25 protein-coding genes are annotated in these 25,778 nt (G+C 72.6%); 16 read left to right on the forward strand and 9 right to left on the reverse strand.

Features of this window, described 5'->3' with window-relative positions; all coding sequences use genetic code 11:
* Nucleotides 1-43: 43 nt before the first annotated feature.
* Entirely contained in the window at nt 44-715 is a 672-nt protein-coding gene (locus tag ACIP4Z_RS13705) for an SGNH/GDSL hydrolase family protein (RefSeq protein WP_355334983.1), read from the reverse strand.
* A 157-nt stretch (nt 716-872) separates the two neighbouring features.
* On the opposite strand from ACIP4Z_RS13705, the gene ACIP4Z_RS13710 reads away from it, so the two are divergent.
* Entirely contained in the window at nt 873-1,355 is a 483-nt protein-coding gene (locus ACIP4Z_RS13710) for a PH domain-containing protein (protein WP_401307470.1), read from the forward strand.
* Between the two features lie 86 nt (nt 1,356-1,441).
* On the opposite strand, the gene ACIP4Z_RS13715 is transcribed toward ACIP4Z_RS13710, so the two are convergent.
* Genes ACIP4Z_RS13715 through ACIP4Z_RS13725 form a run of 3 tightly spaced genes read right to left on the reverse strand, consistent with a single transcriptional unit; the run spans nt 1,442 to nt 6,535 of the window.
* Complete coding sequence (locus ACIP4Z_RS13715) at nt 1,442-4,198, reverse strand: alkaline phosphatase family protein (RefSeq protein ID WP_401307473.1); 2,757 nt, start codon at nt 4,196-4,198, stop codon at nt 1,442-1,444.
* A 4-nt stretch (nt 4,199-4,202) separates the two neighbouring features.
* Entirely contained in the window at nt 4,203-5,600 is a 1,398-nt protein-coding gene (locus ACIP4Z_RS13720; RefSeq protein WP_401307476.1) for an ABC transporter permease, read from the reverse strand.
* Entirely contained in the window at nt 5,597-6,535 is a 939-nt protein-coding gene (locus tag ACIP4Z_RS13725; protein ID WP_401307479.1) for an ABC transporter ATP-binding protein, read from the reverse strand. Before ACIP4Z_RS13725 ends, ACIP4Z_RS13720 begins: the two co-directional genes overlap by 4 nt.
* Before the next feature lie 505 nt (nt 6,536-7,040).
* On the opposite strand from ACIP4Z_RS13725, the gene ACIP4Z_RS13730 reads away from it, so the two are divergent.
* The 9 genes from ACIP4Z_RS13730 to rpsR all read left to right on the forward strand — a co-directional run bounded on the left by ACIP4Z_RS13730 (nt 7,041) and on the right by rpsR (nt 13,675).
* The gene (locus tag ACIP4Z_RS13730) at nt 7,041-8,603 is read left to right on the forward strand and encodes a phospholipase C (protein ID WP_401307482.1); all 1,563 of its coding nucleotides are present in this window, start codon (nt 7,041-7,043) and stop codon (nt 8,601-8,603) included.
* Nucleotides 8,604-8,980: 377 nt separating this feature from the next.
* Nucleotides 8,981-9,697, forward strand: coding sequence for a FadR/GntR family transcriptional regulator (locus ACIP4Z_RS13735; RefSeq protein ID WP_401307485.1), 717 nt, complete (start codon nt 8,981-8,983; stop codon nt 9,695-9,697).
* A 340-nt stretch (nt 9,698-10,037) separates the two neighbouring features.
* Nucleotides 10,038-10,646, forward strand: coding sequence for a Fe-Mn family superoxide dismutase (locus ACIP4Z_RS13740; RefSeq protein ID WP_391047834.1), 609 nt, complete (start codon nt 10,038-10,040; stop codon nt 10,644-10,646).
* A 240-nt stretch (nt 10,647-10,886) separates the two neighbouring features.
* Entirely contained in the window at nt 10,887-11,177 is a 291-nt protein-coding gene (locus tag ACIP4Z_RS13745) for a hypothetical protein (RefSeq protein ID WP_401307488.1), read from the forward strand.
* Nucleotides 11,174-11,377: a hypothetical protein gene (locus ACIP4Z_RS13750; RefSeq protein WP_401307491.1), complete on the forward strand. Its 204-nt coding sequence runs from the start codon at nt 11,174-11,176 to the stop codon at nt 11,375-11,377. Before ACIP4Z_RS13745 ends, ACIP4Z_RS13750 begins: the two co-directional genes overlap by 4 nt.
* Before the next feature lie 330 nt (nt 11,378-11,707).
* Nucleotides 11,708-11,878, forward strand: a complete 171-nt coding sequence (gene rpmF / locus ACIP4Z_RS13755) for a 50S ribosomal protein L32 (RefSeq protein ID WP_355335007.1) — start codon at nt 11,708-11,710, stop codon at nt 11,876-11,878.
* 62 nt (nt 11,879-11,940) lie between these two features.
* A complete protein-coding gene (locus tag ACIP4Z_RS13760) occupies nt 11,941-12,195 on the forward strand; it encodes a type B 50S ribosomal protein L31 (protein WP_355335009.1) in 255 nt (84 codons plus the stop codon).
* On the forward strand, nt 12,192-13,352 hold the full coding sequence (locus ACIP4Z_RS13765; RefSeq protein WP_401307495.1) for a CobW family GTP-binding protein: 1,161 nt from the start codon (nt 12,192-12,194) through the stop codon (nt 13,350-13,352). Before ACIP4Z_RS13760 ends, ACIP4Z_RS13765 begins: the two co-directional genes overlap by 4 nt.
* Nucleotides 13,353-13,411: 59 nt before the next feature.
* Nucleotides 13,412-13,675 (forward strand): 30S ribosomal protein S18, encoded by a 264-nt coding sequence (rpsR, locus tag ACIP4Z_RS13770; protein WP_391047842.1) that lies wholly within the window; start codon nt 13,412-13,414, stop codon nt 13,673-13,675.
* A gap of 86 nt (nt 13,676-13,761) precedes the next feature.
* On the opposite strand, the gene ACIP4Z_RS13775 is transcribed toward rpsR, so the two are convergent.
* Nucleotides 13,762-15,228: an aspartate aminotransferase family protein gene (locus ACIP4Z_RS13775; protein WP_401307498.1), complete on the reverse strand. Its 1,467-nt coding sequence runs from the start codon at nt 15,226-15,228 to the stop codon at nt 13,762-13,764.
* Nucleotides 15,229-15,318: 90 nt separating this feature from the next.
* Between ACIP4Z_RS13775 and ACIP4Z_RS13780 the strand changes: the two genes are divergently transcribed.
* Nucleotides 15,319-16,284, forward strand: a complete 966-nt coding sequence (locus tag ACIP4Z_RS13780; RefSeq protein ID WP_401308147.1) for a LysR substrate-binding domain-containing protein — start codon at nt 15,319-15,321, stop codon at nt 16,282-16,284.
* Nucleotides 16,285-16,356: 72 nt separating this feature from the next.
* Nucleotides 16,357-17,124 (forward strand): enoyl-CoA hydratase family protein, encoded by a 768-nt coding sequence (locus ACIP4Z_RS13785; protein WP_401307501.1) that lies wholly within the window; start codon nt 16,357-16,359, stop codon nt 17,122-17,124.
* A 102-nt stretch (nt 17,125-17,226) separates the two neighbouring features.
* Here the strand turns inward: ACIP4Z_RS13785 and ACIP4Z_RS13790 are convergent, their stop codons facing one another.
* Nucleotides 17,227-18,102, reverse strand: coding sequence for an HpcH/HpaI aldolase/citrate lyase family protein (locus ACIP4Z_RS13790; RefSeq protein WP_401307504.1), 876 nt, complete (start codon nt 18,100-18,102; stop codon nt 17,227-17,229).
* 50 nt (nt 18,103-18,152) lie between these two features.
* Complete coding sequence (locus ACIP4Z_RS13795) at nt 18,153-19,013, reverse strand: MaoC family dehydratase N-terminal domain-containing protein (RefSeq protein WP_401307507.1); 861 nt, start codon at nt 19,011-19,013, stop codon at nt 18,153-18,155.
* 172 nt (nt 19,014-19,185) lie between these two features.
* Here ACIP4Z_RS13795 and ACIP4Z_RS13800 point away from each other — a divergent pair, with 172 nt between their 5' ends.
* From ACIP4Z_RS13800 to ACIP4Z_RS13815, 4 genes are all read left to right on the forward strand, one after another.
* The gene (locus ACIP4Z_RS13800) at nt 19,186-19,827 is read left to right on the forward strand and encodes a GntR family transcriptional regulator (RefSeq protein ID WP_401307510.1); all 642 of its coding nucleotides are present in this window, start codon (nt 19,186-19,188) and stop codon (nt 19,825-19,827) included.
* A gap of 511 nt (nt 19,828-20,338) precedes the next feature.
* A complete protein-coding gene (locus tag ACIP4Z_RS13805) occupies nt 20,339-22,570 on the forward strand; it encodes an ATP-binding protein (protein ID WP_401307513.1) in 2,232 nt (743 codons plus the stop codon).
* Nucleotides 22,567-23,319 (forward strand): response regulator, encoded by a 753-nt coding sequence (locus ACIP4Z_RS13810; protein WP_391162682.1) that lies wholly within the window; start codon nt 22,567-22,569, stop codon nt 23,317-23,319. The genes ACIP4Z_RS13805 and ACIP4Z_RS13810 overlap by 4 nt, the downstream gene beginning before the upstream one ends.
* Before the next feature lie 10 nt (nt 23,320-23,329).
* Nucleotides 23,330-24,610 carry an alpha/beta hydrolase gene (locus tag ACIP4Z_RS13815; RefSeq protein ID WP_401307517.1) on the forward strand — a complete coding sequence of 427 codons (1,281 nt, stop codon included), beginning with the start codon at nt 23,330-23,332 and terminating at the stop codon, nt 24,608-24,610.
* A 167-nt stretch (nt 24,611-24,777) separates the two neighbouring features.
* On the opposite strand, the gene ACIP4Z_RS13820 is transcribed toward ACIP4Z_RS13815, so the two are convergent.
* Both ACIP4Z_RS13820 and ACIP4Z_RS13825 read right to left on the reverse strand, forming a co-directional pair.
* A complete protein-coding gene (locus tag ACIP4Z_RS13820) occupies nt 24,778-25,131 on the reverse strand; it encodes a PRC-barrel domain-containing protein (protein ID WP_355335039.1) in 354 nt (117 codons plus the stop codon).
* A 288-nt stretch (nt 25,132-25,419) separates the two neighbouring features.
* Nucleotides 25,420-25,776: a hypothetical protein gene (locus ACIP4Z_RS13825; RefSeq protein ID WP_355335042.1), complete on the reverse strand. Its 357-nt coding sequence runs from the start codon at nt 25,774-25,776 to the stop codon at nt 25,420-25,422.
* Nucleotides 25,777-25,778: the final 2 nt, after the last annotated feature.

Below are 25,778 nucleotides of genomic sequence, written 5' to 3' on the forward strand. Positions count from 1 at the left end.
GCCGGGTGGCCCTGGCGACCGGCAAGCGGCCGGGGCGCGAGGGTCAGGCCCGCTCGGGGAGCGCCGCTCCGACCGCGGTGAGCCAGGCGTCGGCGAGCAGGGCGTGACCGTCCGGGGTCAGGTGGATGCCGTCGTCGGTCCACTTGCGGGGACCGGCGTCGGCGGCGGCCCGCGTCATCAGCGCGTCGGCGGGGACGAGGGTGGCGGAGAAGTCGGCGGCCAGTCGCCGTACCACCGCCAGCTTGCCGTCCAGGTCGTCGCGGAACGCCAGTTGGTCCTCGCTGACGGGCATCACGAACGGCTCGATCAGCACCAGCGCGCTGCCCCGGTCGGCGGCCTGGCCGAGCACGGTGCGGTAGTGGTCCTCGTACTCCTCGTCGGAGGTGGGGTCGTCGCTGTCGAAGCGGCGCCACACCTCGTTGATCCCGACCAGGACGGACACCACGTCGGCGCCGACCGCCAGGCAGTCCCGGTCCCAGCGGCCCCGCAGATCGACCGCGCGGTTGCCGCTGATGCCACGGTTGACGAATCGGACCCCCGAGCCGGGGTGCCCGGCCGCGTACCGCTCGGCCACCATCGCCGCGTAGCCGTCGCCGAGGGAGTCGGGCGCGTCCAGGTCACGACCGCAGTCGGTGATGCTGTCGCCGATGAAGAGCACGACGCCGTCGTCCGGAACGAGATTCGGGCGGACCTGCGGGCTCAGAGGGGACGTCATGATCGGGCCTTTCCCGTGCCGACACGCGTTTCGCTGTTCGTACCACCGTTCGGATCGCCCACTGTACGGTCCCCGACCTGCCCGTTCGCGACCGGCCACCCGCCAACCAGCGGCCCGCCCAGCCGGATTCCGTCCGCACCTGCCGGTACCAACGGCGATGGACGGCGGGTTCGACACACAGCACGGCGGCACCGACCGCGCCGCGACGTGGTCGGCGGGGGGGCGGAAACGTATGTGGGTGCTGCCCTCCGGCAAGAGCTGGACGGACGCCGCCAGGTACGTGGTGCTCGGTGTGGCCGCGCTCGTGTCGCTGTGGTTCTGGCTGATCCCGCTCATGAAGTGGCGCGGCACCCTCTACATCCTGACCACCAAGCGGGTCCACACGCGGGTCGGCTTCGTGAACAAGACCGGGCGCAGCATCCCGCTGGCCCGGATCAACGACATCTCGTTCGCCGCCTCCCTGTGGGAGCGGATCATCCGGTGCGGGACGCTCAAGATCGAGTCGGCCTCCGAGCAGGGCCTGCTGACCCTGAAGCACATTCCGGACCCGGAGGGTCTGAAGAGGACCATCTACGAGGCGATGGACGGCGACCAGGAGCACCGCTACGGCGCCGAGGAGCGGATCTCGCGTTCCCGCTGACGGGAAGACGGCAGGACGACTGGAGAGCCCCTGGGCGGCGGTGACGCCGGCCAGGGGCCCTCTCGCGATCGATCCGGCTCGGACCGTCAGCCGTCGTTCTCCGACGACGGGATGTACGCGCCCGGTACGTCGTTCGGCGCGAAGATCCTGGCCTCGCCGGGGTACGGCTTGGTCCAGTTGTGCGTCTGGTACCAGGTGAGGTGGTTCATCTGCGCCGGGTTGGCGTAGTCGGGCACGGCGTTGGGGCCGGTCAGGCGCTGCTGGGACTTCCAGGTGTCCCACTGGTCCGCGAGCCGCTTCTCGGCAGCCGGGACCGCCGCCGCCGGTACCGCCGCCGCGTTGGGGTTCTGCGCCGCCGGGGTGTCGACGCCGCAGGAGGGCGGGGTGGACAGACCGTCGGTGAGCGAGGTGCGATTGGCCAGAGCGTTGAACGGCGCGAGGTCGGGCTTCTTGGTGAAGGCCGCGGTCATCGGGCTGGCCGCCGTGTCCTTCTGGTTCATCGGGTGGACCCCGAGGATCTGCTCGATGGTGCGGATCATCGTGATCTGCGAGTAGTAGTGGTTGTCGACGACGCCGTGCCGGGCGTACGGGCTGATGATCTGGATCGGGGCGCGGTGGCCGTCGATGTGGTCGAGACCGGCCTGGGAGTCGTCCTCGACCACGAAGATGGCGGAGTCCTTCCAGTACCGGCTGTGCGAGATCTCGTCGACCATCTTGCCGACCGCGAGGTCGTTGTCGGCGACCTGCGCGGCCGGGCTCGCGGGACCGCCGGTGTGGTCGCTGGAGAGCCAGAACATGTTCAGGTTCGCCGGACCGTTCTTCTCGAAGTCCTGCTTCCAGATCTGGTACCGGTAGACGTCGGGGACGCTGGTGTCGAACTTCGGGAAGCCCGGCACGGACACGGCGTTGAGCGACGGGATCGGCGAGGAGGAGTCCAGCGGGTAGGCGGTGTCCTTCCCGGTGGCGTCCATGGTCTTGGCGTCGCAGTACAGGTTCTGCCAGCTCGCGTCGGCGGGTTTGGCCAGGAACTGCTGGAACTCGCCGAAGTCCCGCACCGATTTCCCCGCCGCCTGCGCGCCGGTCCACAGGAATCCGCTTCGCTGGTGGCCGAGCGCGTCGTCCTCGGTGTCGTAACTGCGCAGGTACTCACCGGCGGAGGACTCGGTGTACTCCGGATTGTCCGCCTGCATCAGCCAGTTGTGGCCCTCGGCGGAGTTGGTGCCGATGTCGTACGTGTTGTCGTACAGCCCGAACTGGCGCGCCAGCGCGTGCTGGTTGGGTGTCACGTTCTCGCCGAACTGGGTCAGCGCCGGGTCGCCGTCGCCCTGCGGGAGGTCGCCGAGGATCTGGTCGTAGGTCCGGTTCTCCTTGACGATCAGGAAGACGTGCTTGATCGTCGAGGGGTCGCCGAGCCGCGCGGGGACCGGCACCGGCTTCGCGTGGCCCTTGGACGCGGCCTCCTTGAGCGAGCCGTTGGTCCAGCCGTTCTGCCGGAAGACCTTGGCCGTCTGGGACGCGATGACACGGTCGTTCGGCAGCGTGAAGTGCTGCACGCTCGACGTGGTGTCGTGGGTGCCGTGCCCGGCGGCGGTGGTGGGCCGACGGGCGTCCACGCCACGGGTGTTGGAGACGACGACCTGCTTGCCGACGGTCGCGATCTCGGCGGGGAAGTAGTCCGTCGGGAGCAGTCCGACGTAACTGACCGGCTCCTGCGGGGTCGTGTAGCGGTAGACGGCGACGGCGTTGGCGCGGCCGAGCGTCACCAGGAGGTGCCCGTCGTCGGTGAGGGTCACGGCGTCGGGTTCGTAGCCCACCGACGCCTCGGGCCACGGCCGGGTGGCGATGGTCTGCACGACCTTGTCGTTGGCCGTCCTGATCACCGACACGTCGTTGGTCGCGGTGTTGGTGACGAACACCGCTCCCTTCTTGGCGTAGACCGCGGTCGGGTGCAGCCCGACGGTGATGCTGGCCGGCGCGGCGTCGGGCTTGGCCAGGTTGATGACACTGACCGTGCCGGTCGTGGTGGCGGCGGTCACCGGGTCGGCGGCCACCTGGGTGTTGTACGAGTTGATGGTGGTCTCGCCGGGACGTGCCGGACGTCCGCCCTCGTTGCTGACGTACAGCTTGTCGCCGACCCGGGCGATGCCGCGCGGGGCGTTGCCGACGGGCCAGCTCCGCTGGACGGATCCGGTCGCGGCGTTGATGGCGACCACGCGGTTCTGGCCGTTGACCACGCTGTACACGGTGGCGCCGTCGGGCGAGAAGACCGCCGCGCTCGCCAGCGCGTGCCGGGGACCGTCGGCGGGGATCTTGACGGCCGTCGGGTGGGCGAGGCTGCCGTCCGCGTTCACGGTGAACTTGGTGTATCCGTCGGTCTGGCCGAGCCACAACTGTGAGCCGTCGGGCGAGTACGCGGGGCTTTCCTGTCCCACGTCATTGCCGCTGATCCGCAGGTCGGCCGCGGCGGAGTTGCCGATGAGCTGCTGCACCTTCCAGCTCTTCAGGTCCACGACGGACAGCGCCATCCCGCCGTCGGTGACCGCGGCCGCCAGGTGGGTGCCGTCCGGGCTGACCGTGGACGACATGATCTTGCCGTTGTTGACGACGAGGCGGTCGCCGTACGGGGCGATGTACTGGTCGCTGGAGATGACCTGGCCCCGGTCGGTGGTCTGCCCGACCTGCTGGGTGCCGAACTGGTGCGTCTGGGCGAACGCGGTGCCGGTGGCGGCGAGGGCGAGGGCGCTGACGCCCGACGTCACCAGGACCGCCCGGCGTCCGACGCGTTTGCCGAAAATGCTGAACTCCGGTTTCTCGGTACGCCTTCGGCGGCGAGCTACCTGCATGGAGTCATCCCTTCGAGGAGTGGAGCAGTTCGACGTTGCCGTCGAACTGCCAGAGCGGGTTCGGCGCGTCCCCGACGGGGGTGCGCACGAGGAAGTAGCCGTTGACTTCCTTCGGCCCGTCGCCGTCGGCCACGAACCGCCCGTCCGCGGTGACGTCGAGCTGGTAGACAGCCGTCCCCGCGGCCGTGACGTCGGGGAGATGCCAGGTGACGACGCAGCGCCAGTCGTTGCCCGGACCCTCGGCGGCGACCTGGCCCCCGCCCCTGTTGCACGCCGCGGTGACGCGCAGGTGCTCCTCCGTCACGTCGGGGCGGTTCAGGTCGCCGGCCTGGACGCGGTAGAGGTGGGCGAACGCGGTGGCCACCGACCGCTGGATCTTGTCCTGGTCGATTCCGGAGCCCGTCGACGGGGTCGCCACTGCGATGACCGCGAAGGTCGCGGCCAACAGGCCGGTCAGCGGCAGGAGTCCGGCGGTGACGGCACGGCGCCCCGAGCCGTCGGAGGTGAGGTCGGTGAAATCGCGGCGCAGGAAGAGCAGACACGCGAGTCCCGTCGCGACCACGGCCCACACCACGCTCACCGCGATGCCGATCAGCAGCGGTTCGAGCTGTCCCGGACTGGTGAACAGACCGTTCCACGAGAGGAAGGCGTAGCCGGGCAGGGCCAGGCGCAGAGCTACGGGCAGCGGCAGCATCTGGGCGAGCTGCATCGCGAGCGCGACGAGCGCGGGCAGGAGCAGACCCATCGGGGACCGTCCCAGCGCGATCGACCCGAGGAGTCCGATCGCGGCCAGGGCGAGGGTCGGCGCGACGACACAGGCCCAGGCGAGGAGGACGTCACGCGCGGCGTCGGAAGGCGCCAGCAGGTGGCCGTCGAGGCCGACCAGCGGGTGGTTGCCGACCGACAGCAGCCCGCCGACCACGCCGGAGGCGGCCAGCCCGGCCACGAGCAGCAGGATGACCGTGACGCTGGCCAGTGCCTTCGCGGCGAAGATCCGCCCGGGCGACCTGACCGCCACCAGCAGGTGCCGCCAGGTGCCGAGCCGGTCCTCGGAGGCGAAGACGTCCCCGGCGACCAGCGAGGTCAGCAGCGGGAGCGCCCAGGTGCCGGAGAAGCCGAGCACCACCAGCGATCCGGCCCACCCGGTGGCATGCATCCAGCGGCCGAAGAGGGTGTCGGAGGGGAGCGTGCTCTGCTGGCTCACCGCGGCGACGAAGAGCGCGGGCGCGATCCAGCAGGCGAGCACCAGCAGGCGGATGCGCCACTGCGACACCAGCTTGACCAGTTCGAAGCGGTAGGCGCGGGCCACCGAGACGCGGCGGACTCCGGCCTCGTCGTCATGGCCGTCATGGGCGTCATGGCCGTCAGCCGGGCGGTCGGTCGCGGACACGGTCGCGGTCATCGGGCCGCCTCCTGCTCGGTGAGGGCGAGGAACGCGGCTTCGAGGGGCGATTGCACCGGGCCCACCTCTCGTACGGCGACGCCGTCACGGACGATCCGCGCCACCAGGTCGTCCAGGGCCGGCGTCGGCGCGCGGACGACGAGGACGTCGGCGCCGCGCCATGTCGCGGCCTCGTCCACGACACGCACACCGGCCGTGTCATGGGCCAGCCGGCTGGCGGCCCGCTGGTCCGAGGTCAGCAGCCGGTAGTCGAGTTCGCGGCTCTCGGCGGCCAGCTTGCCCAGCGGGCCGGAGAAGACGGTCCTTCCGGTGGCGAGGATGGTGACGTCGGAGCACAGCGCTTCGAGGTCGTCCATGCGGTGGCTGGAGAGCACGACCGCGGCGCCCTCGGCGGCGAGCCGGGTGAGGACACCGTGGACGTGCTTCTTCCCCGCCGGGTCGAGGCCGTTGGACGGTTCGTCGAGGACGAGCAGCCGGGGTGTGGTGAGCAGGGCCGCGGCGAGTCCGAGGCGCTGCCGCATGCCGAGGGAGAACCCGCGCGCCCTGTCGTCGGCGACGTCGGTGAGGCCGACCTGGTCGAGTACGTCGTCGATCCCCGCCGTCCGCGCGTCGCGTCCGCGCAGGGCGGCCAGCGCGGCCAGATTCTGCCGGGCGGTGAGCGAGGGGTACAGCCCCGGCCCGTCCACGAATCCGGCCACCCCCTCGGGAGCGGCGAGCAGCCGGCCGATCGGCGTGCCCAGGATGTCGAGGTGCCCGGCGTCGGCGACGGCCAGGCCCAGGAGCAGGCCCAACAACGTGGTCTTGCCTGCGCCGTTCGGTCCGACCAGGCCGTGGATCCGCCCCTGCGCGACATCCAGATCCACGCCGTCGAGGGCGACGACGTCACCGAAGCACTTGGTGATCCCACGAGCCCGGACAGCAAGGAGAGTGTCCATGAGTCCCTTCTTTCACAGCCCTCAGGGACCCTAGGGACAGCACAATGCGCCGTCATGGACTACGAGTTGAACGCTGGAAGAACGACAGGAGACCCGCTCGCGGTGCACGCGTGCCCCACCCCGAGCCGCCGCACGCCGCCGCGCCGACGACCGCGACGGCGCCTTCCGCGACTACATCGCGGACTCGGCCAACAACGTGATCCGCCGGGTCGACGCGCGGACCGGGACCATCACGACCGTGGCGGGCGACCATACTGCCGACAAGGCGGACGACGGCCTCGGCGCGTTCTCCGGCGACGGCGGCGCGGCGACCTCCGGTCGACCGGTCCTCGGACCTGCTGTACCTCGCCGACACACGCAACAACGCGGTCGCCCAGGTGCTCGGTGTCGCCCGGTCCGGTGACGCGGCGGGGCCGACGGCTCCGCGCGGTCACGGCGCCGCCCCGCGCGGTCCCGCCCCGCAGAAGTCCTGACCGGGTCCCACGAGACGGAGAGAAGACAGACGATGAGCAACACCGCTTCAGGCCGCTCGGGGATCTCCCGGCGCCGTTTCGTCGCCAGCGCCGCCGCGCTGGCGGGTGCCGCCGGGGTGGCGGGCGTGCTGCCCGAGAACCTCGCGCGGGCGGCGACCGCGGGGCCGGCCGAGGGGGACCTGTCCCAGATCAAGCACGTCGTGTACGTGATGATGGAGAACCGGTCGTTCGACCACTACTTCGGCGCCTTTCCCGGTGCCCGCGGCTTCAACGACAAGACGGCGATCAAGCTGCCCAACGGCGACTCGGTCTTCCGGCAGCCCGATCCGGCCAACCCCGACGGGTATCTCGAACCGTTCCACATGTCCACGCTCAGCACCGGCGCCGCCGCGATCCCGTCGCTCTCCCACGACTGGCGCGACCAGCACGCCTCGTGGAACCAGGGCGCGATGGACGGCTGGCTGTCCGCGCACATCGCCTCGGACGGCGAGGTCAACGGCGCGTACACGATGGGCTACTTCACCCGCGAGGACATCCCGTTCCACTGGGCGCTCGCCGAGTCCTTCACGCTGCTGGACAACTACCACTGCTCCGTTCTGGGCCCGACCGACCCGAACCGGCTGGTGTGGATGTCCGGCACCAACGACCCGGAGGGCAAATTCGGCGGCCCCGTGCTGGAGACGGTCACGCCGAACCCGATGACCCACCCGTCGGCGGCGGAGATCCTCTACGACGCGGGGTACAGCGTCAAGACGTACTTCTCCGGCGCGACCAGCGGGTTCAACGTCTTCGCCTGGTTCGCCAGCTTCAAGAACAAGGCGACCCTTCCCGTCGCCCTCCGCAACGCCGTCATGACCGGCGGCACGCTCTACGGCGACGGCACACCGGGACGGGTCGGCGATCCCACCCACCCGTCCCCGGCGTCCGACCCGGCGCTCGGTTTCGAGGAGGACTGCGCCAACGGCGTCCTCGCGGACGTGTCCTGGCTCTACATGCCGAGCGAGGCCGACGAGCACCCGCCGAATCTCCCGGCGGCCGGCGCGCAGTACCTGGCGTCCAAGCTGGAGGCACTGGCCTCCAACGAGGAGCTGTGGAACTCGACCGTCTTCGTCCTGAACTACGACGAGAACGACGGCTTCTTCGACCACGTCCCGCCGCCCGTCCCCAATCCCCGTACGTACCCGGAGGAGTTCGTCCACCTGACGTCGCCGAAGGGCACTCCGGGCGGGGGGCTGCCGGTCGGCGCGGGCTTCCGCGTGCCGTGCGTCATCGTCTCCCCCTGGACCGTGGGCGGCCGGATCTTCTCCGAGGTCTCCGACCACACCTCGGCGCTCCGGTTCATCGAGACCATCACCGCGGCGGGCGGCCTGTCCGGCCACGGTCCGGTGACCTTCACCCCGATCAGCAAGTGGCGCCGCCGCACCTTCGGCGACCTCACCGGCGCCCTCCGCCTCCAGGACCGCAAACCCGCCCCGACCAGCCCGGAATTCGCCCCCGCCACGACGGCCGCCCACCTCGCCGCCCAGACCGCGGCCTCCACCCAGCCCATGCCCGCGCGACCGGGCGCCACCCAGTCCTTCCCTCCCCCGCGCTGACCCGCCGGGTGCGGCGGGTCCATCTCGGGCTGTGACCGGGCCGCTCGCCCGCGCAGGCCGTCAGCGCCCAGGGCGGCGGCAGGGCGCCCGCTATCGCCAGGAGGCTGGGGAGGGGGCCGGGCGGCGCGATCGAACACACCGGGAGAACATCCGCGCGCCGGGAGGCGGGAAAGGCTCAATACCGGGGCACACGGAGTCGATAGGGCCCGGAGGCCGACCTCACGGGGGAGCACGAGCCGGGCCCCGACCAGGGCCTATTGGTCATACCTTAATCAGCTACTATGGGGTCGTCCGCGTCTAGGGAAGGAACCCTTATGGCCGCTCGCCGTCCGACAGCGAGGACCGAGGACGGTCAGTCCGGCCGGCTCCTCAGCCCCGTGAACGACCGACGGATCTCCGCGCTGATCGTCGACCAGGTGCGCTCGCTCATCCATGAGGGCAAGTTGACGCCGGGCGACCGGCTCCCTCCGGAACGCGAGATGTGCGAGCGGTTCGGGGTCAGCCGGGTGACGGTGCGCGAGGCGCTGCGGGTGCTCGAGGCGGGCGGACTGGTCGAGATCCGGGTGGGCGCGCACGGCGGGGCGTTCGTCACCACGCCGACCAGCGACCGGATCGGGGCGAGCATCACCGATCTGCTCACGCTCTCCTCGGTGTCGGCGGCCGATGTGACTCAGGTCCGGCTGGTCCTGGAGGTCGGCATCATGCCGCTGCTGTGCGCGACCGCGGACGACGAGGACATCGCCGCGCTCCAGGCGATCTGCGACCGGCAGGAGGAGGCGGTCGAGGGCGGCGACTACGACGTGTCGCTGTCCGCCGAATTCCATACGCGGCTGGCGGCGAGCACGCACAACACCGCGTTCGAGATGCTGATCCACTCCTTCCACGGGCCGCAGTTGATATCGCCGGCGACCGCGCAGCGGACGGCGCCCGAGAGGGGGAAGCGCGGCATGGAGGAGCACCGGGCGATCATCGCGGCCATCCGGGCGGACGACGTGGAGACCGGGCAGCGGATCATGCGCGAGCACCTGAGCAGGACCGCGGAGCGGCTCTGTCTGGACGAACCCAAGGCGGCGGGGCGGCGCAAGAAGCAGTAGGCGGCCGGCTTCCGGCACGCGTGGCCGAGCCCCCTTCGACGCGGAGATCCGCGCCGAAGGGGGCTCCGGCGTTCTCGGCCCCCCTGCCCGCCCAGGTCGGCGGCATCGGAGCGCGGGCGGCGGGCACAGCAGTACGTCGGCGGGCGGGACCGGCGGGCCGGCGGGTTGCCGGTTGGAAAGACGATCAGCGTCGAGGAAGCGACTCTCCCGGGATGCTGTCGGGCCGACCCCGCCCGACACCATGCTGCTGCACCTGTGGCGCTATTGCAACTCTCTCGCAATAAGGTCATAGGGTGGGTCGCGGCACGTATTCTCACTCTGTCGAAAGGGGCCGTGCCTGATGGGCACCTACGCGCTTCCTGACATGCCGTACGACTACTCCGCTCTGGAACCGGCCATCACCGGCGAAATCCTGGAGCTGCACCACGCCAAGCACCACGCCGCCTACGTCAAGGGCGCCAACGACACGCTGGAGCAGATCGCCGAGGCCCGCGAGAAGGAACAGCTCGCCCCGGCCCGGCTCGTGGGCCTGGAGAAGACCTTCGCCTTCAACCTCTCCGGCCACGTCCTGCACTCGATCTTCTGGGAGAATCTGTCCCCCGACGGCGGCGACCGCCCCGACGGCGCGCTGGCCACCGCCATCGAGGAGCACCTCGGCGGATTCGAGGCGTTCAAGAAGCACCTCACCGCCGCAACCGCGTCCGTCCAGGGCTCCGGCTGGGGCGTCCTGGCCTGGGAGCCGCTCGGCAAGCGGCTGATCGTGGAACAGGTCTACGACCACCACGGCAACGTCGGCCACGGCGCCACCCCGCTGCTGGTCTTCGACGCCTGGGAGCACGCCTACTACCTCCAGTACAAGAACGTCCGCCCCGACTACGTCACCAAGCTCTGGGACCTCGTCAACTGGACCGACGTCAGCGCCCGTTACGCCAAGGCCACCGGCGCCTGACCCTCGTAGCACGCCGCACACCGGACGCCGTACGCCGCAGGGGCACCGCCGACCACGGCGGTGCCCCCGGCCGCTTCCCTGTCACTCCCCCACCGTTCCCGCGCGGACAGGAACTGCCGCGCGCGGTCCCGTCGTCTCCCCTGACGCGTCGCGACGGACGCGGCCGAGGGACGGCAACAGGGGGGCGGCACGGTGGAGTTCACCAGGAGCGGGCGGCTTCGCCAGAGCGGCAGACGCTGGGTGGGGTGGGGGGCACTGGCGGCGGTCGGCGCCGCCGCATGGGCGGCGCTCGCGCGCGGCGATTCCCGGCAGACGGCTTATATCGCCCTGCTCCTGGCCGTGTTGTCCGTCCTCGCGGGTGCGCGGTCGCTGCGGAGGGCGAGCCTGCCGTTCCGGCTGCGGGTGGACGAGTACGGGATCACCCTCGATGAGCACCGGCTGGGCTGGGGTGAGATCGAAGGGGTCGGGCTGCGCTACGGACCGGCGGACCCGTCGGGGGCGGCCAACAGGCCGTCGCCCTCGGGCCGTTGACCGGGCTCGGCGGTCTGTACGGCAGCGGTTGGCTCTTCTTGCGGTGGCTGCGTCCGCTGCGCCTGCGGATCGGCCCCGAGGGCATCGCGATGCGGGACTTCGGCGCCACCGACCTCGTCTTCCGCTGGGACCAGATCGCCGCGGTCACCGTCGGCCCGCGCCCGTACACCTCGGAAAGGCACCTGTGGCTGCTGGTCTGACCGGTCCCCGGGGAGAGGTTCGCCCTGCCGCGCACCCACGTGGTCGACGGGCCATGAGACGTACGCCCTGCTGGCGGTGCGCCGCCTGCGCGAGCCCGGCGAGGTCGAGCCCGCCGTCAGGCACTTCGCCCGCCGCCGCTACGCCGAACCGGCCTGACCGCGCCTGGCCACGTCCGACCCGCTCGACCGGTGCGCCGGGACCCGCTGACAGGGTCCCGGCGCACCGGCGTGTCCGGGATCGCGCCCGTCCACGCACCTCTAATTGAAAACGATATCCATCTCCATATAGTGTGGTGGCTCGCCCGTCCGCCCACCTCACGGAGGACCGTCATGGCCGTTCCCAAACGCAAGATGTCTCGCGGCAACACCCGGCACCGCCGCGCCCAATGGAAGGCCGCCGCACCGCGGTTGGTCACCGTCACCATCGACGGCGTCGCGTACGCGGTCCCCCGACGGCTCGTCAGGGCCTACGAGCGCGGCCTGCTCGACCCCGCGCGCTGACCCGACACCGCGGCCGGAGAAACCGGACCCCGCAGCCGACGACTCACGACGAGGACACCTCCATGAAGCCCGACATCCATCCCCCGTACGGCCCGGTCGTCTTCCGCGACAAGGCCGCCGACTTCGCCTTCCTCACTCGCTCGACCGCCACCAGCGACACGACGGTGGTGTGGGAGGACGGCAGGACCTACCCCGTCATCGACGTGGAGATCTCCTCGCGGAGCCACCCCTTCTACACCGGCACCGCCCGCGTCCTGGACACCGCGGGCCGCGTCGAGCGCTTCGAGCGCCGGTACGCGCGGCGGGGTCCGCGATGACGCGGGGGTACGACCGGCTGCCGGTCGTCGTGGTGGCCGGTATGCACGGCGACGCGCGCCGCACAGTCGTCGGGCAGTTGCTGTCGATGGTCCCCGACAGCGTCGCCCTGCACCACGACCTGTCGCGGGCCGCGGAACGCGGTGTCGTGCGCCGTACGGTGCGCGACGCGGACGGCCTCGTGTCCGAGGGCGAGACACCGCTGGTCAACGACTGCGCGTGCTGCGCTCTGCGCGAGGACCTGGTGCCGGAGCTGGAGCGGCTGGCCGCGAGCGGTCTGACGCGGCTCGCGGTGGTGGAGCTGTGGGACTCCGTCGAGCCGCAGGGGATGGCCGAGATCATCGCCGAACTGGGCTCCGGCTTCCTGGAGTTGGCCGGTGTCATGACGGCGGTCGACCCCGCTCTCGTCCTGCCCTGCCTGGCCAACGGCGACGACCTCGGCGACGCGGGCCTCGCGGTGGCGCCGCAGGACCGGCGCACGGTCGGCGACACCTGGGCCCGCCAGTTGGAGTACTCGCCGGTGCTGGTGGTCGTCCAGGACGAGGAGCCGACCGACGAGGAGCGCGCCCTGCTGCGTCAACTCCACCCGACAGCGCGGCAGGTGGCGGCGGGCACCACCGAGCTGGCCAGGATGGCCTTCGCCGGTTTCGACGTCGCAGGCGCCGCCGCCGCGCAGCACCCCGCCTGCTCACGGCTGCCGCAGGACGCGGAGGAGGCCGGGGTCGGCACCCTGGTCTGGCGCAGGCGCCGCCCCTTCCACCCCGGCCGGCTGTACACGGCACTGGAGGATCTGGCCTGCGCCGCCGCCCGCAGCCGTGGCCGCTTCTGGCTCGCGGATCGGCCCGACACGCTCCTGGCGTGGGACGCGGCCGGTGGCGCCCTGTGCATGGAGAGCGTCGGCCCGTGGCTGGCGTCGCTGCCGGACGCGGCCTGGGAGCTGGAGTCCCCGGTCCGTACGGCCGCCGCGTCCCTCGACTGGGACCCGGAGCACGGCGACCGCTGCCAGCATCTGGTCTTCACCTCCCCCGGCCTCGACCGGTCGGGACTCGAAGACCTCCTGGACTCCTGCCTGTTGACGGACGCCGAGTACGCGGCGGGCCGCGCCGGATGGCGGACCCTCCCGGCCGCCTTCGACGAACTGCTCTCCCCGCTGTCCTGATCCGCCCTTTCCCCCGGCCGGAGCGGCCGGGACCCGAACCGACCGAGGAAGTGCCGCCCATGCCCCGCCGACCCGAGCCCCGCAAGGCCCCTACGCCCCGGCCCAACCCGCTGGACGCGGCGAAGATCGAGTACATCGACTACAAGGACACCGATCTGCTGCGCAGGTTCATCTCCGACCGGGGCAAGATCCGCAGCCGCCGCGTCACCCGGATCAGCGCGCGGCAGCAGCGCCAGATCACCAAGGCCGTCAAGAACGCCCGCGAGATGGCGCTGCTCCCCTACGCCTCGACTCCGCCGAAGGGGAGCGCTTCCCCGCGCTAGACCGCCACACGAGCCGCTCGCGCGGCGGTCGTTCGGAGCGGGGGCGTGGTCCAGAGCATGGCGGCGGCCCAGGCCGTGAGGGCGGCTCAGAGCGTGGCGGACGCGTCGCCGATCGCCTGGTCGAGGACGGCCAGGCCTAGGGAGAGTTCGTCCTCGGTGGCGGTCAGGGGCGGGGCGATGCGGAAGACCCCGCCCATTCCGGGGAGTTGGACGATGTTCATGTGCAGGCCGAGTTCGAGGCAGCGGCGGGTGACGCGTGCGCCCAGCTCGTCGGAGCTCTGCTTCGTGTCGCGGTCGACGACGAGTTCGAGTCCGGTCAGCAGGCCGCGGCCCCTGATGTCGCCGACCACGGTGTGGTGTTCGGCGATCTCCGCCAGGCCCTCACGGAGGAACGCGCCGAGCGCGCGGGCGCGTTCGTCGAGCCTGTCGGCGATCAGGACGTCGAGGACGGTGTTGCCGACGGCCGCCACGAGCGGGTCGGCGGCGTGCGTGGTGAAGAACAGGAACCCGCGGTCGTACGCCTCCTGTTCGATCGCGGCGCTGGTCACGACAGCCGCCAACGGCAGTCCCGCCCCGAGCGTCTTGGACAGGGTGAGGATGTCGGGGACGATGCCGTCGCGCTCGAACGCGTACCAGGTCCCGGTGCGGCACAGACCGGTCTGGGCCTCGTCCAGGATCAACAGCATCCCGCGCTCACGGCACTTGTCGCGCAGGGCCGCGAAGTAGCCGGGCGGCGGCTCGATGACACCGCCCGAGCTGAGGATCGGCTCGACCAGGCACGCGGCCAGGCTGCCGGTGGACTGCGCGTCGATCAGGTCGAAGGCGAAGTCGAGTTGGCGGCGCCAGTCGAGCGCGCCGTCGGGCGTGGTGAAGTCGGGCCGGTACGCGTTCGGTACGGGGATGGCGAAGTTGCCGGGCGCGGCCGGCCCGTACCCCTTGCGGCCCGCGCTGTACGTGGCGGACGCCGCCGCCTGCGTCATGCCGTGCCAGGAGCGGGCGAAGGAGACGATCTCGTGCTTGCCGGTGACGAGTTTCGCCATCCGGATCGCGGCCTCGTTGGACTCGGCGCCGGTCGTCAGCAGCAGCACCTTGTCCAGGGGCGCGGGCAGCGTGTCGGACAGCCGCCGGGCGAGGTCGACGACCGGCCGGCTGAGCATGCCGCTGTAGAGGTGGTCGAGGTCCGCGATCTGCCGCCGGACGGTCGCGACGATCGCCGGGTGCGAGTGCCCGAGGATCGCGCTCATCTGGCCGGAGGTGAAGTCCAGGATCTTCCGGCCGTCGGCGGTGTACACGAAGCTTCCGGCGGCGCGTTCGATGATCTCGGGGGTGAACTCGGGTCCGTAGCGCACGAGATGCCGTTCGGCGTCGGCCCAGAAGCTCTCGGCGGACGGCGGGGCGGACGGGACGGTCGCGGGGCCGGTGATCACGCCGGGGGTCGTGCCCGCGGTCGTACCGGTGGAAGCGCCCGTGGAGGTGCCGGTTGAGGTGCCGGTTGAGGTGCCGGTTGAGGTGCCGGTAGTGGACGTGGGGGTGCCAGTGCGGGAAGCAGCCATGGCCTCGACGGTAGGCGGCCCGCGAGCGACACGTCCATCGCACATTTCCGGCTGTCCTGTTCGGTAGATCCGCACAAGAATGGCCCCGTGATGAATCCCTGGCGGCTGCGGCTGCTCACCCAGCTCGACACGCTCGGCACCATCCGGGCCGTGGCCCAGGCCGCCAGCCTGAGCCCGTCGAGCGTGTCGCAGCAGCTCGCCGTGCTGGAGACCGAGACCCGTACGCAGCTTCTGGAACGCACCGGACGCCGGGTGCGGCTGACCTCGGCCGGGCTGATCCTCGCCCGGCGGGCGCGCGCCGTCCTCGACCACATGGACAGCGTCGAGGCGGAGCTGCACGGCTTCGGCGAGGAGCCCGCCGGACTCGTACGCCTGGGCGCGTTCCAGAGCGCGATCCACACCATGGCCGTGCCGGTCGTGACCCGACTGGCCCGTGAACACCCGCGCCTCGACATCGAGTTGCTGCAACTGGAGCCGCACGAGAGCATGCCCGCGCTGCGCGGCGGCGACGCGGACGTCATCATCACGACCACCGACTTCGACGAGCTGCCCCTGGGCCCCGACCTCGACCTCGTCCCGCTGGCCAGGGACCCGATCCTGCTGGTCGTACCGCCGGAGCACCCCGCGGCGGGACGCGGCGCCGCGGACCTCGCGGCGTACGCGGACGAGCCGTGGTCCTTGGACATGCCGCAGTCGTACATGGCCGGGCTGGCCCTGCGGCTGTGCCGCCAGGCCCAGTTCGAACCGCGCGTGGTCTGCCGCTTCAGCAATTACATGATGACCCTCCAGCACGTCGAGGCCGGGCTCTCCATCACCCTTCTCCCCGGCCTGACCGTGGCCCACAGCCGCTACCGCGTCGCCACCCGCGAGCTCGCGACCCCCGTCTCCCGTACCATCACCGCCGCGATCCGCCGCGGCTCCCCGCCCCGCGCGGCCGTCCACGTCGTCCTCGACGCCCTGCGCCAGATCACGGACCTCCCCCTGCCCCTCCCCGGCTCCGCGGCCGGGCCGCCGGGCGGGGCCCGCCCCGAGCCTCCCCGGCACCGCGACCGGTAGTTCCACCGGACACGCCCTAGCATCGTCCCGACCGCAGGGACCGTCGACCGCCGCCAACCCGAGGTGTCCTCCATGACGCAGCTCGTCCGTCACGTCGTACGCGACCAGGTCGCGACGATCACTCTCGACTCGCCGCACAACCGCAACGCGCTCTCCTCCCGACTGGTCGCGGAGCTGACCGAGGCTCTGGAGTCCTCGGGCGCCGACGCCGATGTGCGCGCGGTCGTCCTGACCCACACCGGGCGTACGTTCTGCGCGGGCGCCGACCTGTCGGAGGCGGGCGGCGGCTCGATGACGGCGGCGACGCAGGCGATCGTCTCGCTGCTCGGCCTGATCGTGGAGCTGCCCAAGCCGGTCATCGCGCGGGTCACCGGGCATGTACGGGCCGGTGGGATGGGCATCGTCGGCGCGTGCGACATCGCGGTGGCCGACGAGAGCGCGTCCTTCGCCTTCACCGAGGCGCGGATCGGCGTCACGCCCGCGATCATCTCGCTGTGCACGCTGGACGTCATGGAACCGCGCGCGGGCGCGCACTACTACCTGACCGGCGAGACCTTCGACGCGGCGCGCGCCGCGCAGATCGGCCTGATCACGTCGGCGGCCCCGGCCGACGGGATCGACGCCGCCGTCGCCCGCTTCACCGCCGCCGTCCGCGAGACCTCACCGCAGGGTTCCGCCGAGACGAAGAAGCTGCTGACGGCGGACCGGCGGCGGCGGATCGCCGCGGACGCGAGCGGCCTCACCGCCCTGTCGGCGCGGCTGTTCGCCAGCGAGGAGGCGCAGGAGGGCATCCGCGCGTTCATGGAACGCCGCCCGCCCCGGTGGCGCGCCGCCGGGTGACTCCACGCGGTACGGCCACGGACCGCCTGGGCGTGGCCAGTGTCCCGGTGCCGACCTCCGCTTCCGCCGCCGACCACCGTGGACCGCCGCCACGCCGACACGTCACCGATCGGCGCGGGCGGCGATCGAGCGGGCGCGCAGGTGGACGGGGCGGTCGACCATGTGGCCGTCCACGAGCTTCACCTCGTCCTCCGTGGTGAGTTCGAGGACCCGCAGGGCCCAGGCCAGTTCGTCCGGGTCGGGGGCGAGGGCCTCGTGGACGGCGGGCACTTGGGCGGGGTGAATGCACAACTTGCCGGTGAAGCCGCTGTCGAGGGACACACGGGCTTGCGCCAACACCGTTTCCCGGTCGCGGACTTCGGTGCAGACGCCGTCCATGGGACCGGGCAGTCCCGCGGCGGCCGAGGCGGCGACCAGGGCGAATCTGGCGGGGACGAGCCGCGCGGTGTCGTCGGGCCGCAGCCCCAACTGGGCGCAGAGGTCCAGGTGTCCGAAGACCAGCCGGACGACGCCGGGCGCCGCCGCGATCAGCCGGGCGTCGAGGACGCCGACCGCCGTCTCGATCAGCGGCAGCACGGCGGAGCCGGGCGGCAGGGCGGCCAGGACCGCCGCGACCGTGGCCGCGTCCTCGGCTTTGGGAACGACGACCGCGACGGGCGCGCCCGCCGCGCCGAGCGCCGCCAGATCCGCCGAACCACGGTGCGTGCGGGGGTCGTTGACGCGGATCACCACGCCGGGCGCCCGGCCCAGCAGCGCCGTCGCGTTGGCCAGCGCGGCCTCCTTCGCGTCGGGCGGCACCGCGTCCTCCAGGTCGACCACGACCGCGTCCGCACCGCCGGCGAGCGCCCGGTCGAACCGTTCGGGCCGGTCGCCCGGCACGAACAGGAAGGACCGGGCGCGGCCCAGCGCGTCCGCGACACCCGTACGGTCGCCTCCGCCGTACGGGCCCGCGCTCTCGTTGTCCTCGGAAGGTGCCATGGCTGATCCGCTCTCCTTCGATGGTGCCCGGCGGCGACGGCGCGGCCGGTTCAGTCGGCGGCGGGTGCGGCGTCCCGCGCGGTCATCCGTACGCAGCAACGCCCTTGTGACCATGCCTCGATGGACAGGGCGCCGTCCTCCCGCCCGGCCGAGCCGACGGTGACCTCCTGGCCGACGTAGGCGGTCGAGGTCAGCCGGTAGGTGAGGTGCGTCGGCGCGGCGCCGAGGCGGTACCGAGCGTGTTCGGCGCACCAGAGGGCGAGCAGCGGGCCGTGGACGACGAGGCCGGGGTGGTGCTCGACCTCGCGGACGTACGGGGCGTCGTAGTGGATGCGGTGCAGGTTGTAGGTGAGCGCGCTGTACGCGAACAGGTAGCGCTCGTCGGGGACATGGGTGGCCGACGGGGTGACCGGGGACACCGCGCCTCCGGTGGTGGCGGTGGGCGGTCCGATGTCGGCCGCGCGGCGGTAGACGATGTCGCGCCGCTCCCTGATCCGGTCCTCGCCCGCGACCGACCACACGTGGTCCTCGGTGACCAGCAGCAGCACGCCGGAGCGGCCCTCGCGCACCCGGACGTCGGCGACGCGGCTCATGCGGTCGACGCGGTCGCCGACCCGCAGCGGCGCGACGACCTCCACCGTGCCGCCGCCGAACATCCGCCGCCGGTCGGCCAGCGGCGGCAGCAGCGCCCCGCCCTCGGGGTGGCCGTCGGCGCCGATCCGCTCGATCCCGACGGCGTCGCGCAGCAGCACCTCGTGCCAGAGCGGCGGCAGTTCGGCGCCGTCCTCGGGGGCGGGTACGTCCAACAGCGCGGCGAGCTTGTCGGTGGTCCCCCGCTCCACCGCGCCGCTGACCTGCGCGGGCTCCGGTCGCCAGGTGGCGGCGATCTTCTCGAATTCGGCGGCGGTCAACGGCCTCTCCTGCCCACGACCGGGCCGCGCCCCCGCACGCTCGACGCCATGGCCACCGACCTTTCATATACGATTTCCCCAGATCGTACATGATGTAGGGTGAACGCCGTCCCAGCAGGGGAAACCGGCGGAGAACCCGGCAGAGGATCAGCGGAGAGAGTGGGTGCGGCCGGTGACGGACGGGCGCCGGAGGTCCGACGACGTCGCCTCGTACGTACGCGATCTGATCGTCTCGGGCGGGGTCGCGCCGGGTGAGTTCCTGCGGCTCGAACCGCTCGCCCAGCGGCTGGGGCTGAGCGTCACGCCGGTACGCGAGGCGATGGGTCTGCTGCGCGGCGAGGGATTCGTGGAACTGGAGCCGAACCGCGGCTTCGTCGTGCTGCCGCTGTCCCGCTCGGACATCGAGGACATCTACCGGGTGCACGCGTTCGTCTCGGGTGAACTCGCCGCGCTCGCCAGCCGTCGCCTCACCGCGGAGGCGCTGGACGGGCTCGTGGCGCTCCAGGAAGAGCTCGTCGCGGCACACCGGGCGGGTGACGCCGCGCGGGTGGCCCGGCTCAACCACTTCTTCCACCGCGAGATCAACCGGGCCGCGGGCTCCCCGCGCCTGCTGTGGTTCCTGCGGACCGCGTCGCGTTACGCGCCCCGGATGTTCTTCTCCGGCGTCGACGGCTGGGCGGAGGCCTCCGCGCACGACCACGAGGCGATCCTGACCGCACTGGCGGACCACGATCCGGACGCCGCCCGTACGGCGATGGCCGACCACGTCCGGCACGCGGGCGAACTGCTGGCCCGGCACCACGAGAGCCGCTGACGCGAGCCCGACTCCGGTACGGGGAGCCGGTGTTGGCCTCCTCCCCGCCGACAGAGCAGGGACGTCGGGCCGTGGCCTCTCGCACGTCGACCCGGTGGCGCGCCGCGTCGGACTCGACGCCCGGACACGGGCCATCAGACCGCTGACGATCGTGGCGGCCGTCGTCCGGGACACGCCCGCATGGCGGGCCGACCCGGCGCGGTGCGGCGGCCCGCGGGCGAGCAGCAGGGCCGGGATCCGCTCCTGGCTCGTCTGCCGCAGGGCCCGCGGCGAGCCACCGCTCTTCTGACTCGTGGCAGGGCGATCACCCGCGCAGGCACTCTTCCCCCCGGAGGGCACGCCCCTCGCTTCGGCCGCCCAGCCGCACCCGAGACGGCGGCATCTGCGACCGCTGCGGCGCCAGGCACCTGATCGGCATCGGCGGAAGGCTCGCCCCGCGTCCGCGCCGCGTGGCGTCGTACGGGCCCGAACCCTCCGCTCTGGGCGTCGCCCGGCCGGTAATCTCCGGGCCATGGGAGAGCATCGCGAGCGCTCGGCGCGTCTGGTGCCGGGGATCCTGGCTGTCCTTCAGGCGCTCTGGTGGGCTGTGGCCGCGCTGGGGCGGGACGCGTCGCCCGGTCCGGTCCGTACGGCGCTGGCCGCGGCGGCCGTCGCGGTCGCCCTCGGTGCGATGGCGCTCCGGCGTGCCGCCCCGGCGGCGGCCCTGGCCGCCGCGGTCGCCGCCGTGGTGGGCGCGGATGTCTCGCGGGTCCTGGCCTGGGCGCCGGTGACCGTGGCGGCGGTGCTCGTCGCGCTGTACTCACTGGCCCTGCGCCGTACCGCGGGCGCGTCGGCGCTCGGGGCGCTCCTCGCCGCCCTGACCGTCGGCTGCCTCGTGCTGTGGCACGGCGCGCAGCCGCGGATCGTGGCGGCCGGCGCCCTGCTGGCCTGTGCGGGCGCGGCGGCCGTATGGGTACGGGGCCGGTCCCGCCGATGGCGCCGGGCTCTCGGTTCCGCGCGGGAGGAGTACGCCCGGCGGGCGCCCGACCTGCTCCGGCACACCGCGCGCGGTGAACGCCGGGGTTTCGCGGCCGAGTTGCACGACGTGGTGGCGCACCGGCTGACGGGTGTCACGGTGTCGGCCGCCGCCGCGCTGCGGCTCGGACGTGAGGACCTGATGGCTGAGGCCACCCGGCACGCGGGCCACGAGGGGCGGCTGGCGCTCCTCGAACTCGACGCGCTGGCCGACGCGCTCGCGGTGCCCCGCCGTCTGGAGGAGGTCGACGCCCTGGTGGCGGCCTTCCCCGGCGTCCGCTACACCCGCACGGTCGCCGCCCTGGAGCCCGCGGTGGAGCCCGCCACGGCCTCGCTGGCCTTCCGCGTCGTCCGTGAGGCGCTGACGAACACCGTCCGGTACGCGGCCGGAGCGACGGTGGAGGTGCGGCTGGCCCTCGAACGCGGCGACCTCGTCGTCCATGTGCGGGACAGCGGCGGCGCGCTCGCGGTCGCCGACCTCGGCAGCGGCACCGGCCTGACCGCGCTGGCCGAGGCGGTCGCGGCCGACGGCGGGCGGCTGACGGCGGGCCCGGTGGGCACGGGGTGGCGGGTCAGCGCACGGCTGCCGCTGGCGACCGGGCCGACCGCCGTACGCGAAAGCGCCCGTTTCAGGTCCGGTCGGCGCGGCCCCGCGGCACTGGACGCGGCCCTCGCCCTGCTCGCCCTGGCGGTTCCGCTGGGTGCCGCTCTGGTGCCCGGCGGCGGCCCCGACGTCTTCCCCGGCGGCGCCGGGGTCACCGGCCACATCGCGCTCCTCGCCCTGCTCGTCCTGCACGCGCTGCCGCTCGCCCGGCGGCGTACGGCTCCGCGAAGCGGCCTGCTGGCGGCCTCGGCCGTGGTGCTGCTGTGGCTCGGTTGCGACCGGCTGGGCGTCACCGCGCCGCACACCACGGACTTGCTGCTGTGGTGCTGGTGGGGCGATCTGGTGCTGCTGTACTCGGTCGCGGCCCGCGCGCCGACCGCCCCGGGCGCGCGGCGGACCTGGCCCGCGGTGCTCGGCGTCGCCGCGGTGGCGGGGCTGGCCATGGTCAGCGAGGACGTGCGGCGGGTCGCGCTGGGCTGGGCGGTGTTCGGCGCGCTGGCAGCGGTGCCCGCGGCGGCCGTCTGGGCGTGCGGGGTCCGGTCCTGCGGGCGCCGCCGCACCGGAGCCGACAGCGAGAGCGCCCGGCGAGCGGCGCTGAACCGGGCGGCGGCCGAGGCGGCGCGGGCCGAACGGCTGCGGCTGTCCGCCGAACTGCGCGCCACGGCGCGCCGCCCGGTGGCGGCCATGGTGGCCGCGGCCGACGCCGCCGACCTGCCGCAGGTGCTGGCCGAGGCGCGCGGCGGTCTGCGGGCGCTGCGTGAGCTGCTGACCGAGGTCCGCGAACCGCTCGACGCCGACGACGACGTACCGCCGCCCACGGTGGCGGGCATCGCCGCCCTGGCCGCCAGGCACCGCGCGACGGCCCGGCTGACCGGGCGCGTGCGGTCGCTTCCGGCCGCGATGGAGGTCGCCGCCTACCGGTCGGCGGAGGCGCTGATGTCCGACGAGGCGCGGGTCACCGTGCACTACGCGGCCGACGGGGTCGAGGTCGTCGTCCATCGCCGACCCCCGGCCGGACCGTCGCTGCGGCGGCTGCACGCGATGGCCGACGCCGTCGGCGGTACGCTCGCGACGACCGGCGACGGCACGGTCCGCGTATGGCTTCCCGAGGTGGTGCCGGCATGATCCGGGTGACGGTCGCGGACGACCAGGCCGTGGTGCGGGCCGGTATCGCCGCGGTGCTCGACGCCGAGGCCGATCTGAGCGTCGTGGGCCAGTGCGCCGACGGGGAGGCCGCCGTGGCCCTCGCCGCCGAACTGCGCCCCGACGTGGCGGTGGTGGACATCCGCATGCCGAGGCTCGACGGCATCGCCGCCGCCGCGCGCATCACCGCCGACGTGCCGCAGACCCGCGTCCTGGTGCTGACGACCTTCGGCCTGGACGAGTACGTGTTCGCCGCGCTGCGGGCCGGGGCCGCGGGGTTCCTGCTCAAGGACGCCGAACCCGAGCGCGTCATCGACGCGGTGCGGGTCGTCGCCGCGGGGGACGCCCTGCTGGACCCCGGCATCACCCGCCGTCTGATCGACCGTTTCACGTCCGCGCCGGGTCCCGACGACGCGGCGCCGCTGGCCGCGCTCACGCCCCGGGAGACCGAGGTGCTCGTCCAGGTGGCGCGCGGCGGGACGAACGCGGAGATCGCCGAGGCGCTCGGCATCAGCGCGGCCACCGTCAAGGACCATGTCGCCGTCGTCCTGGGCAAGTTGGGCGTACGCGACCGCGTCCACGCCACCATCGCCGCGTACGAGTCGGGGCTGATCCGGCCGGGCGTACGCCGACCCCGCCGGACGGCGGGGTCGGTCCCCGCCGTCCGGCCGTCGCGCCCCCCTGTCGATCCGGCCCCTGAGCAGGAGGAACGCGGCCAGGGGCGCTCATAGCGTTTCCGACATGGCACAGACACTCCTACGCCGCACCGCTGGCGTCCTGCTTCTTCTGGTGGCCGCGGTTCTCGGGCTCGCCGCGGCCGTGGCCGGTTTCGTCGGCGCGGGCGCGGCCACCGCTTCCGTCCCGCTCCTGGTGGCGGCGGCCCTCGCCGTCCTGTTCGGCGTCACCTTCCTCGTGGCGTGGCCCGGCTTCGTGCTGTTCGGCGTCGCCCGTCGGCGCCGGGCCGCGGTGATCTCCGCCACCGTGCTCGCCGTGGTGGCCGCGGCGCTGTCGGGGGCGACCGTCCTGCGGCCGATGCCGCGGCCCGCGGACGGGAAAGTGCCGCCGGACGTGCGTTTCTGGGCGCTGCCGACCGGCTCCCGGATCGCGTACCGCGAGGCGGCGGCCACAGGCACGGCCAGGCCCGCACCGGTGATCTTCCTGCACGGCGGTCCGGGCACCGCCAATGACGACATCTCGCAGGCGGGCCGCGCGCTGGCCGCCGACGGCTTCGACGTCTACGCGTACGACCAGGTCGGCTCGGGACGCTCCAGCAGGCTGCGCGACGTGACGCAGTACACCGTCGCCCGGCAGGTGGCGGATCTGGACGCCATCCGCCGGGCGATAGGCGCGGAGAAGATCATCCTGGTCGGCCAGTCCTGGGGCGGCTCGCTCGCCGCCCACTACATGGCCGCGCATCCCGACCGGGTGGCCAAGGCCGTCCTCAGCTCGCCGGGCGTGCTCTGGTACGGGGCCTTCCCCGACGGCGAGACCGGTGAGCTGTGGGACCGGCTGACGCCGGAGGCCAGGAAGCGGGTCGACGAGCTGACCAACACTCCCCGGATGATCGCCATGGCCCTGCTCCAGTCGGTCAACCCCGACGCGGCGCACCACCTGGTCGGCGACCGGGAGGCCGACCAGCGCTTCCGGGAGATCCTCACCACGTCACTGCCCGCCGCCCAGTGCCCCGGCCGGCCCCCGGCGCGGCTCCCGGACAACCGCACGGGCTTCTACGTCAACCAGTTCACCATCGACGACGCCAAGCACCTGCCGGACCCGCGTCCCCGGCTGCGCACGGCGCGCATACCGACGCTCATCATGCGCGGCGAGTGCGACTACAAGAAGTGGGAGGTCACCTACGACTACAAGCGCACACTTCCCGACGCGACCCTGGTGTACGTGCCCGGCGCCGGGCACGCCATCGCGATCGACCGGCCCGCGGTCTACGAGTCGGCGCTCGTGGCCTTCCTGCTGGACCGGCCGCTTCCGTTGCGGCCCTACACCGGGACGGCTCCGCCGTCGTGAGGCGCCCGTGAGATGCCGTGAGATGCCGTGAGATGCCAGCGTGCGATGCCCGTGCGGTGACAAACCCCCGGGGGCATTTCACGCTCCCACGGAATTCACGTGCCCACGGGAAAAGGCCGCCCCGGCGAGTGCCGGGGCGGCCCCATATTTCCCTGCCGCTCGCTGTGTCAGCGGTTACGGTGGCTGCCGTAGTACTCGCCCACCTGCTGGTGGTATCCGGCGTCGCCGACGTGCTTGTCCTTGTCGAACTCAGGGGAGTTCTTGATCTGCTCCTTCGTCAGCTCGACGAAGATCTTCTGGTCCGCCGCGTCGATCGACCTCACGGTGCCGGCCGGGAGCAGTACGTGCTTGCCGAAAATCCACACACCCGTGTCGACCACCAGATATGCGGAGTCGACGTCATCGGAGTGCTTGTCGACCTTTCCGATGTGGCCGTCGGTCGCCTCGACCTTGTATCCGATCAGGTCGGTTCCCGCCGTGTGGCCGGAGGTCTGCTCGTAGCCCCAGATATTGTCACTCATGTCGCGGCTCCTTTATCGCAATTTCCGTCCCGATTCGCGGTAGTGACGTTGTGTCATCCGATAGTCAGTGACGCTTACTCACACCGTCGCGTGCCCGCCCGTCCCGCACGCACACCTCATATGCCGAAGATTATTGCCGTGCGGCAAATATTCGTCTGAGCAGCGGCAATGGCGCCGTGCTCCGGCCGGACGCCCGGCGTCGAGGTGTGATTGGGGTCACGACAAAAGCCCGCCGGGCCGGAGAATCGCTCTCCGCCAGCGGGCTTCGCGCGGCCCTCGGGCCCTCGGTCAGAGGCGCAGCAGGCGCTCGGTGAGTTCGCGGTAGTCGCGCAGCAGGCCCACGGCGCCGTCCGGGACGCCGTCTGCGTCCTGCCAGCGGGCGCGCAGGACGCGCAGCCGCTCGGCCAGCACCTCGGCGAGGTGGCCGCTGGCCGCGTCGAGGGCCTGGTCGGCCTCGTCCAGCGCCTGGCGCGGACTCTCGCCGAAGGAGCCCGCGGCCCGCTGGAGGAGCGCGGCGGAGTCGTCGCGCTCCTTCTGCGGCAGCAGTGGCTCGGGCCGGGACTCGCGCTTGGCCCACCGTTCGGTGAACGCCGGATTCTCCGCCCCGGTCGCGGGCTGCCGTGCGCGTTCGGCGTCATACATCATGT

Origin of the sequence: Streptomyces sp. NPDC088910, from assembly GCF_044749865.1 — a bacterium.
Taxonomy (GTDB): domain Bacteria; phylum Actinomycetota; class Actinomycetes; order Streptomycetales; family Streptomycetaceae; genus Actinacidiphila.

Bases quoted from the DNA above. Each gene is read 5' to 3' on its own strand.
- ACIP4Z_RS13820 (WP_355335039.1), bottom strand. From the start codon at position 25,131: ATGAGTGACAATATCTGGGGCTACGAGCAGACCTCCGGCCACACGGCG.
- ACIP4Z_RS13760 (WP_355335009.1), top strand. From the start codon at position 11,941: ATGAAGCCCGACATCCATCCCCCGTACGGCCCGGTCGTCTTCCGCGAC.
- ACIP4Z_RS13715 (WP_401307473.1), bottom strand. From the start codon at position 4,198: ATGCAGGTAGCTCGCCGCCGAAGGCGTACCGAGAAACCGGAGTTCAGC.
- ACIP4Z_RS13790 (WP_401307504.1), bottom strand. From the start codon at position 18,102: ATGGCACCTTCCGAGGACAACGAGAGCGCGGGCCCGTACGGCGGAGGC.
- ACIP4Z_RS13785 (WP_401307501.1), top strand. From the start codon at position 16,357: ATGACGCAGCTCGTCCGTCACGTCGTACGCGACCAGGTCGCGACGATC.
- ACIP4Z_RS13810 (WP_391162682.1), top strand. From the start codon at position 22,567: ATGATCCGGGTGACGGTCGCGGACGACCAGGCCGTGGTGCGGGCCGGT.
- rpsR (WP_391047842.1), top strand. From the start codon at position 13,412: ATGCCCCGCCGACCCGAGCCCCGCAAGGCCCCTACGCCCCGGCCCAAC.
- ACIP4Z_RS13765 (WP_401307495.1), top strand. From the start codon at position 12,192: ATGACGCGGGGGTACGACCGGCTGCCGGTCGTCGTGGTGGCCGGTATG.
- ACIP4Z_RS13805 (WP_401307513.1), top strand. From the start codon at position 20,339: ATGGGAGAGCATCGCGAGCGCTCGGCGCGTCTGGTGCCGGGGATCCTG.
- rpmF (WP_355335007.1), top strand. From the start codon at position 11,708: ATGGCCGTTCCCAAACGCAAGATGTCTCGCGGCAACACCCGGCACCGC.
- ACIP4Z_RS13775 (WP_401307498.1), bottom strand. From the start codon at position 15,228: ATGGCTGCTTCCCGCACTGGCACCCCCACGTCCACTACCGGCACCTCA.
- ACIP4Z_RS13780 (WP_401308147.1), top strand. From the start codon at position 15,319: ATGAATCCCTGGCGGCTGCGGCTGCTCACCCAGCTCGACACGCTCGGC.
- ACIP4Z_RS13815 (WP_401307517.1), top strand. From the start codon at position 23,330: ATGGCACAGACACTCCTACGCCGCACCGCTGGCGTCCTGCTTCTTCTG.
- ACIP4Z_RS13825 (WP_355335042.1), bottom strand. From the start codon at position 25,776: ATGATGTATGACGCCGAACGCGCACGGCAGCCCGCGACCGGGGCGGAG.
- ACIP4Z_RS13705 (WP_355334983.1), bottom strand. From the start codon at position 715: ATGACGTCCCCTCTGAGCCCGCAGGTCCGCCCGAATCTCGTTCCGGAC.
- ACIP4Z_RS13730 (WP_401307482.1), top strand. From the start codon at position 7,041: ATGAGCAACACCGCTTCAGGCCGCTCGGGGATCTCCCGGCGCCGTTTC.
- ACIP4Z_RS13725 (WP_401307479.1), bottom strand. From the start codon at position 6,535: ATGGACACTCTCCTTGCTGTCCGGGCTCGTGGGATCACCAAGTGCTTC.
- ACIP4Z_RS13720 (WP_401307476.1), bottom strand. From the start codon at position 5,600: ATGACCGCGACCGTGTCCGCGACCGACCGCCCGGCTGACGGCCATGAC.
- ACIP4Z_RS13740 (WP_391047834.1), top strand. From the start codon at position 10,038: ATGGGCACCTACGCGCTTCCTGACATGCCGTACGACTACTCCGCTCTG.
- ACIP4Z_RS13710 (WP_401307470.1), top strand. From the start codon at position 873: ATGGACGGCGGGTTCGACACACAGCACGGCGGCACCGACCGCGCCGCG.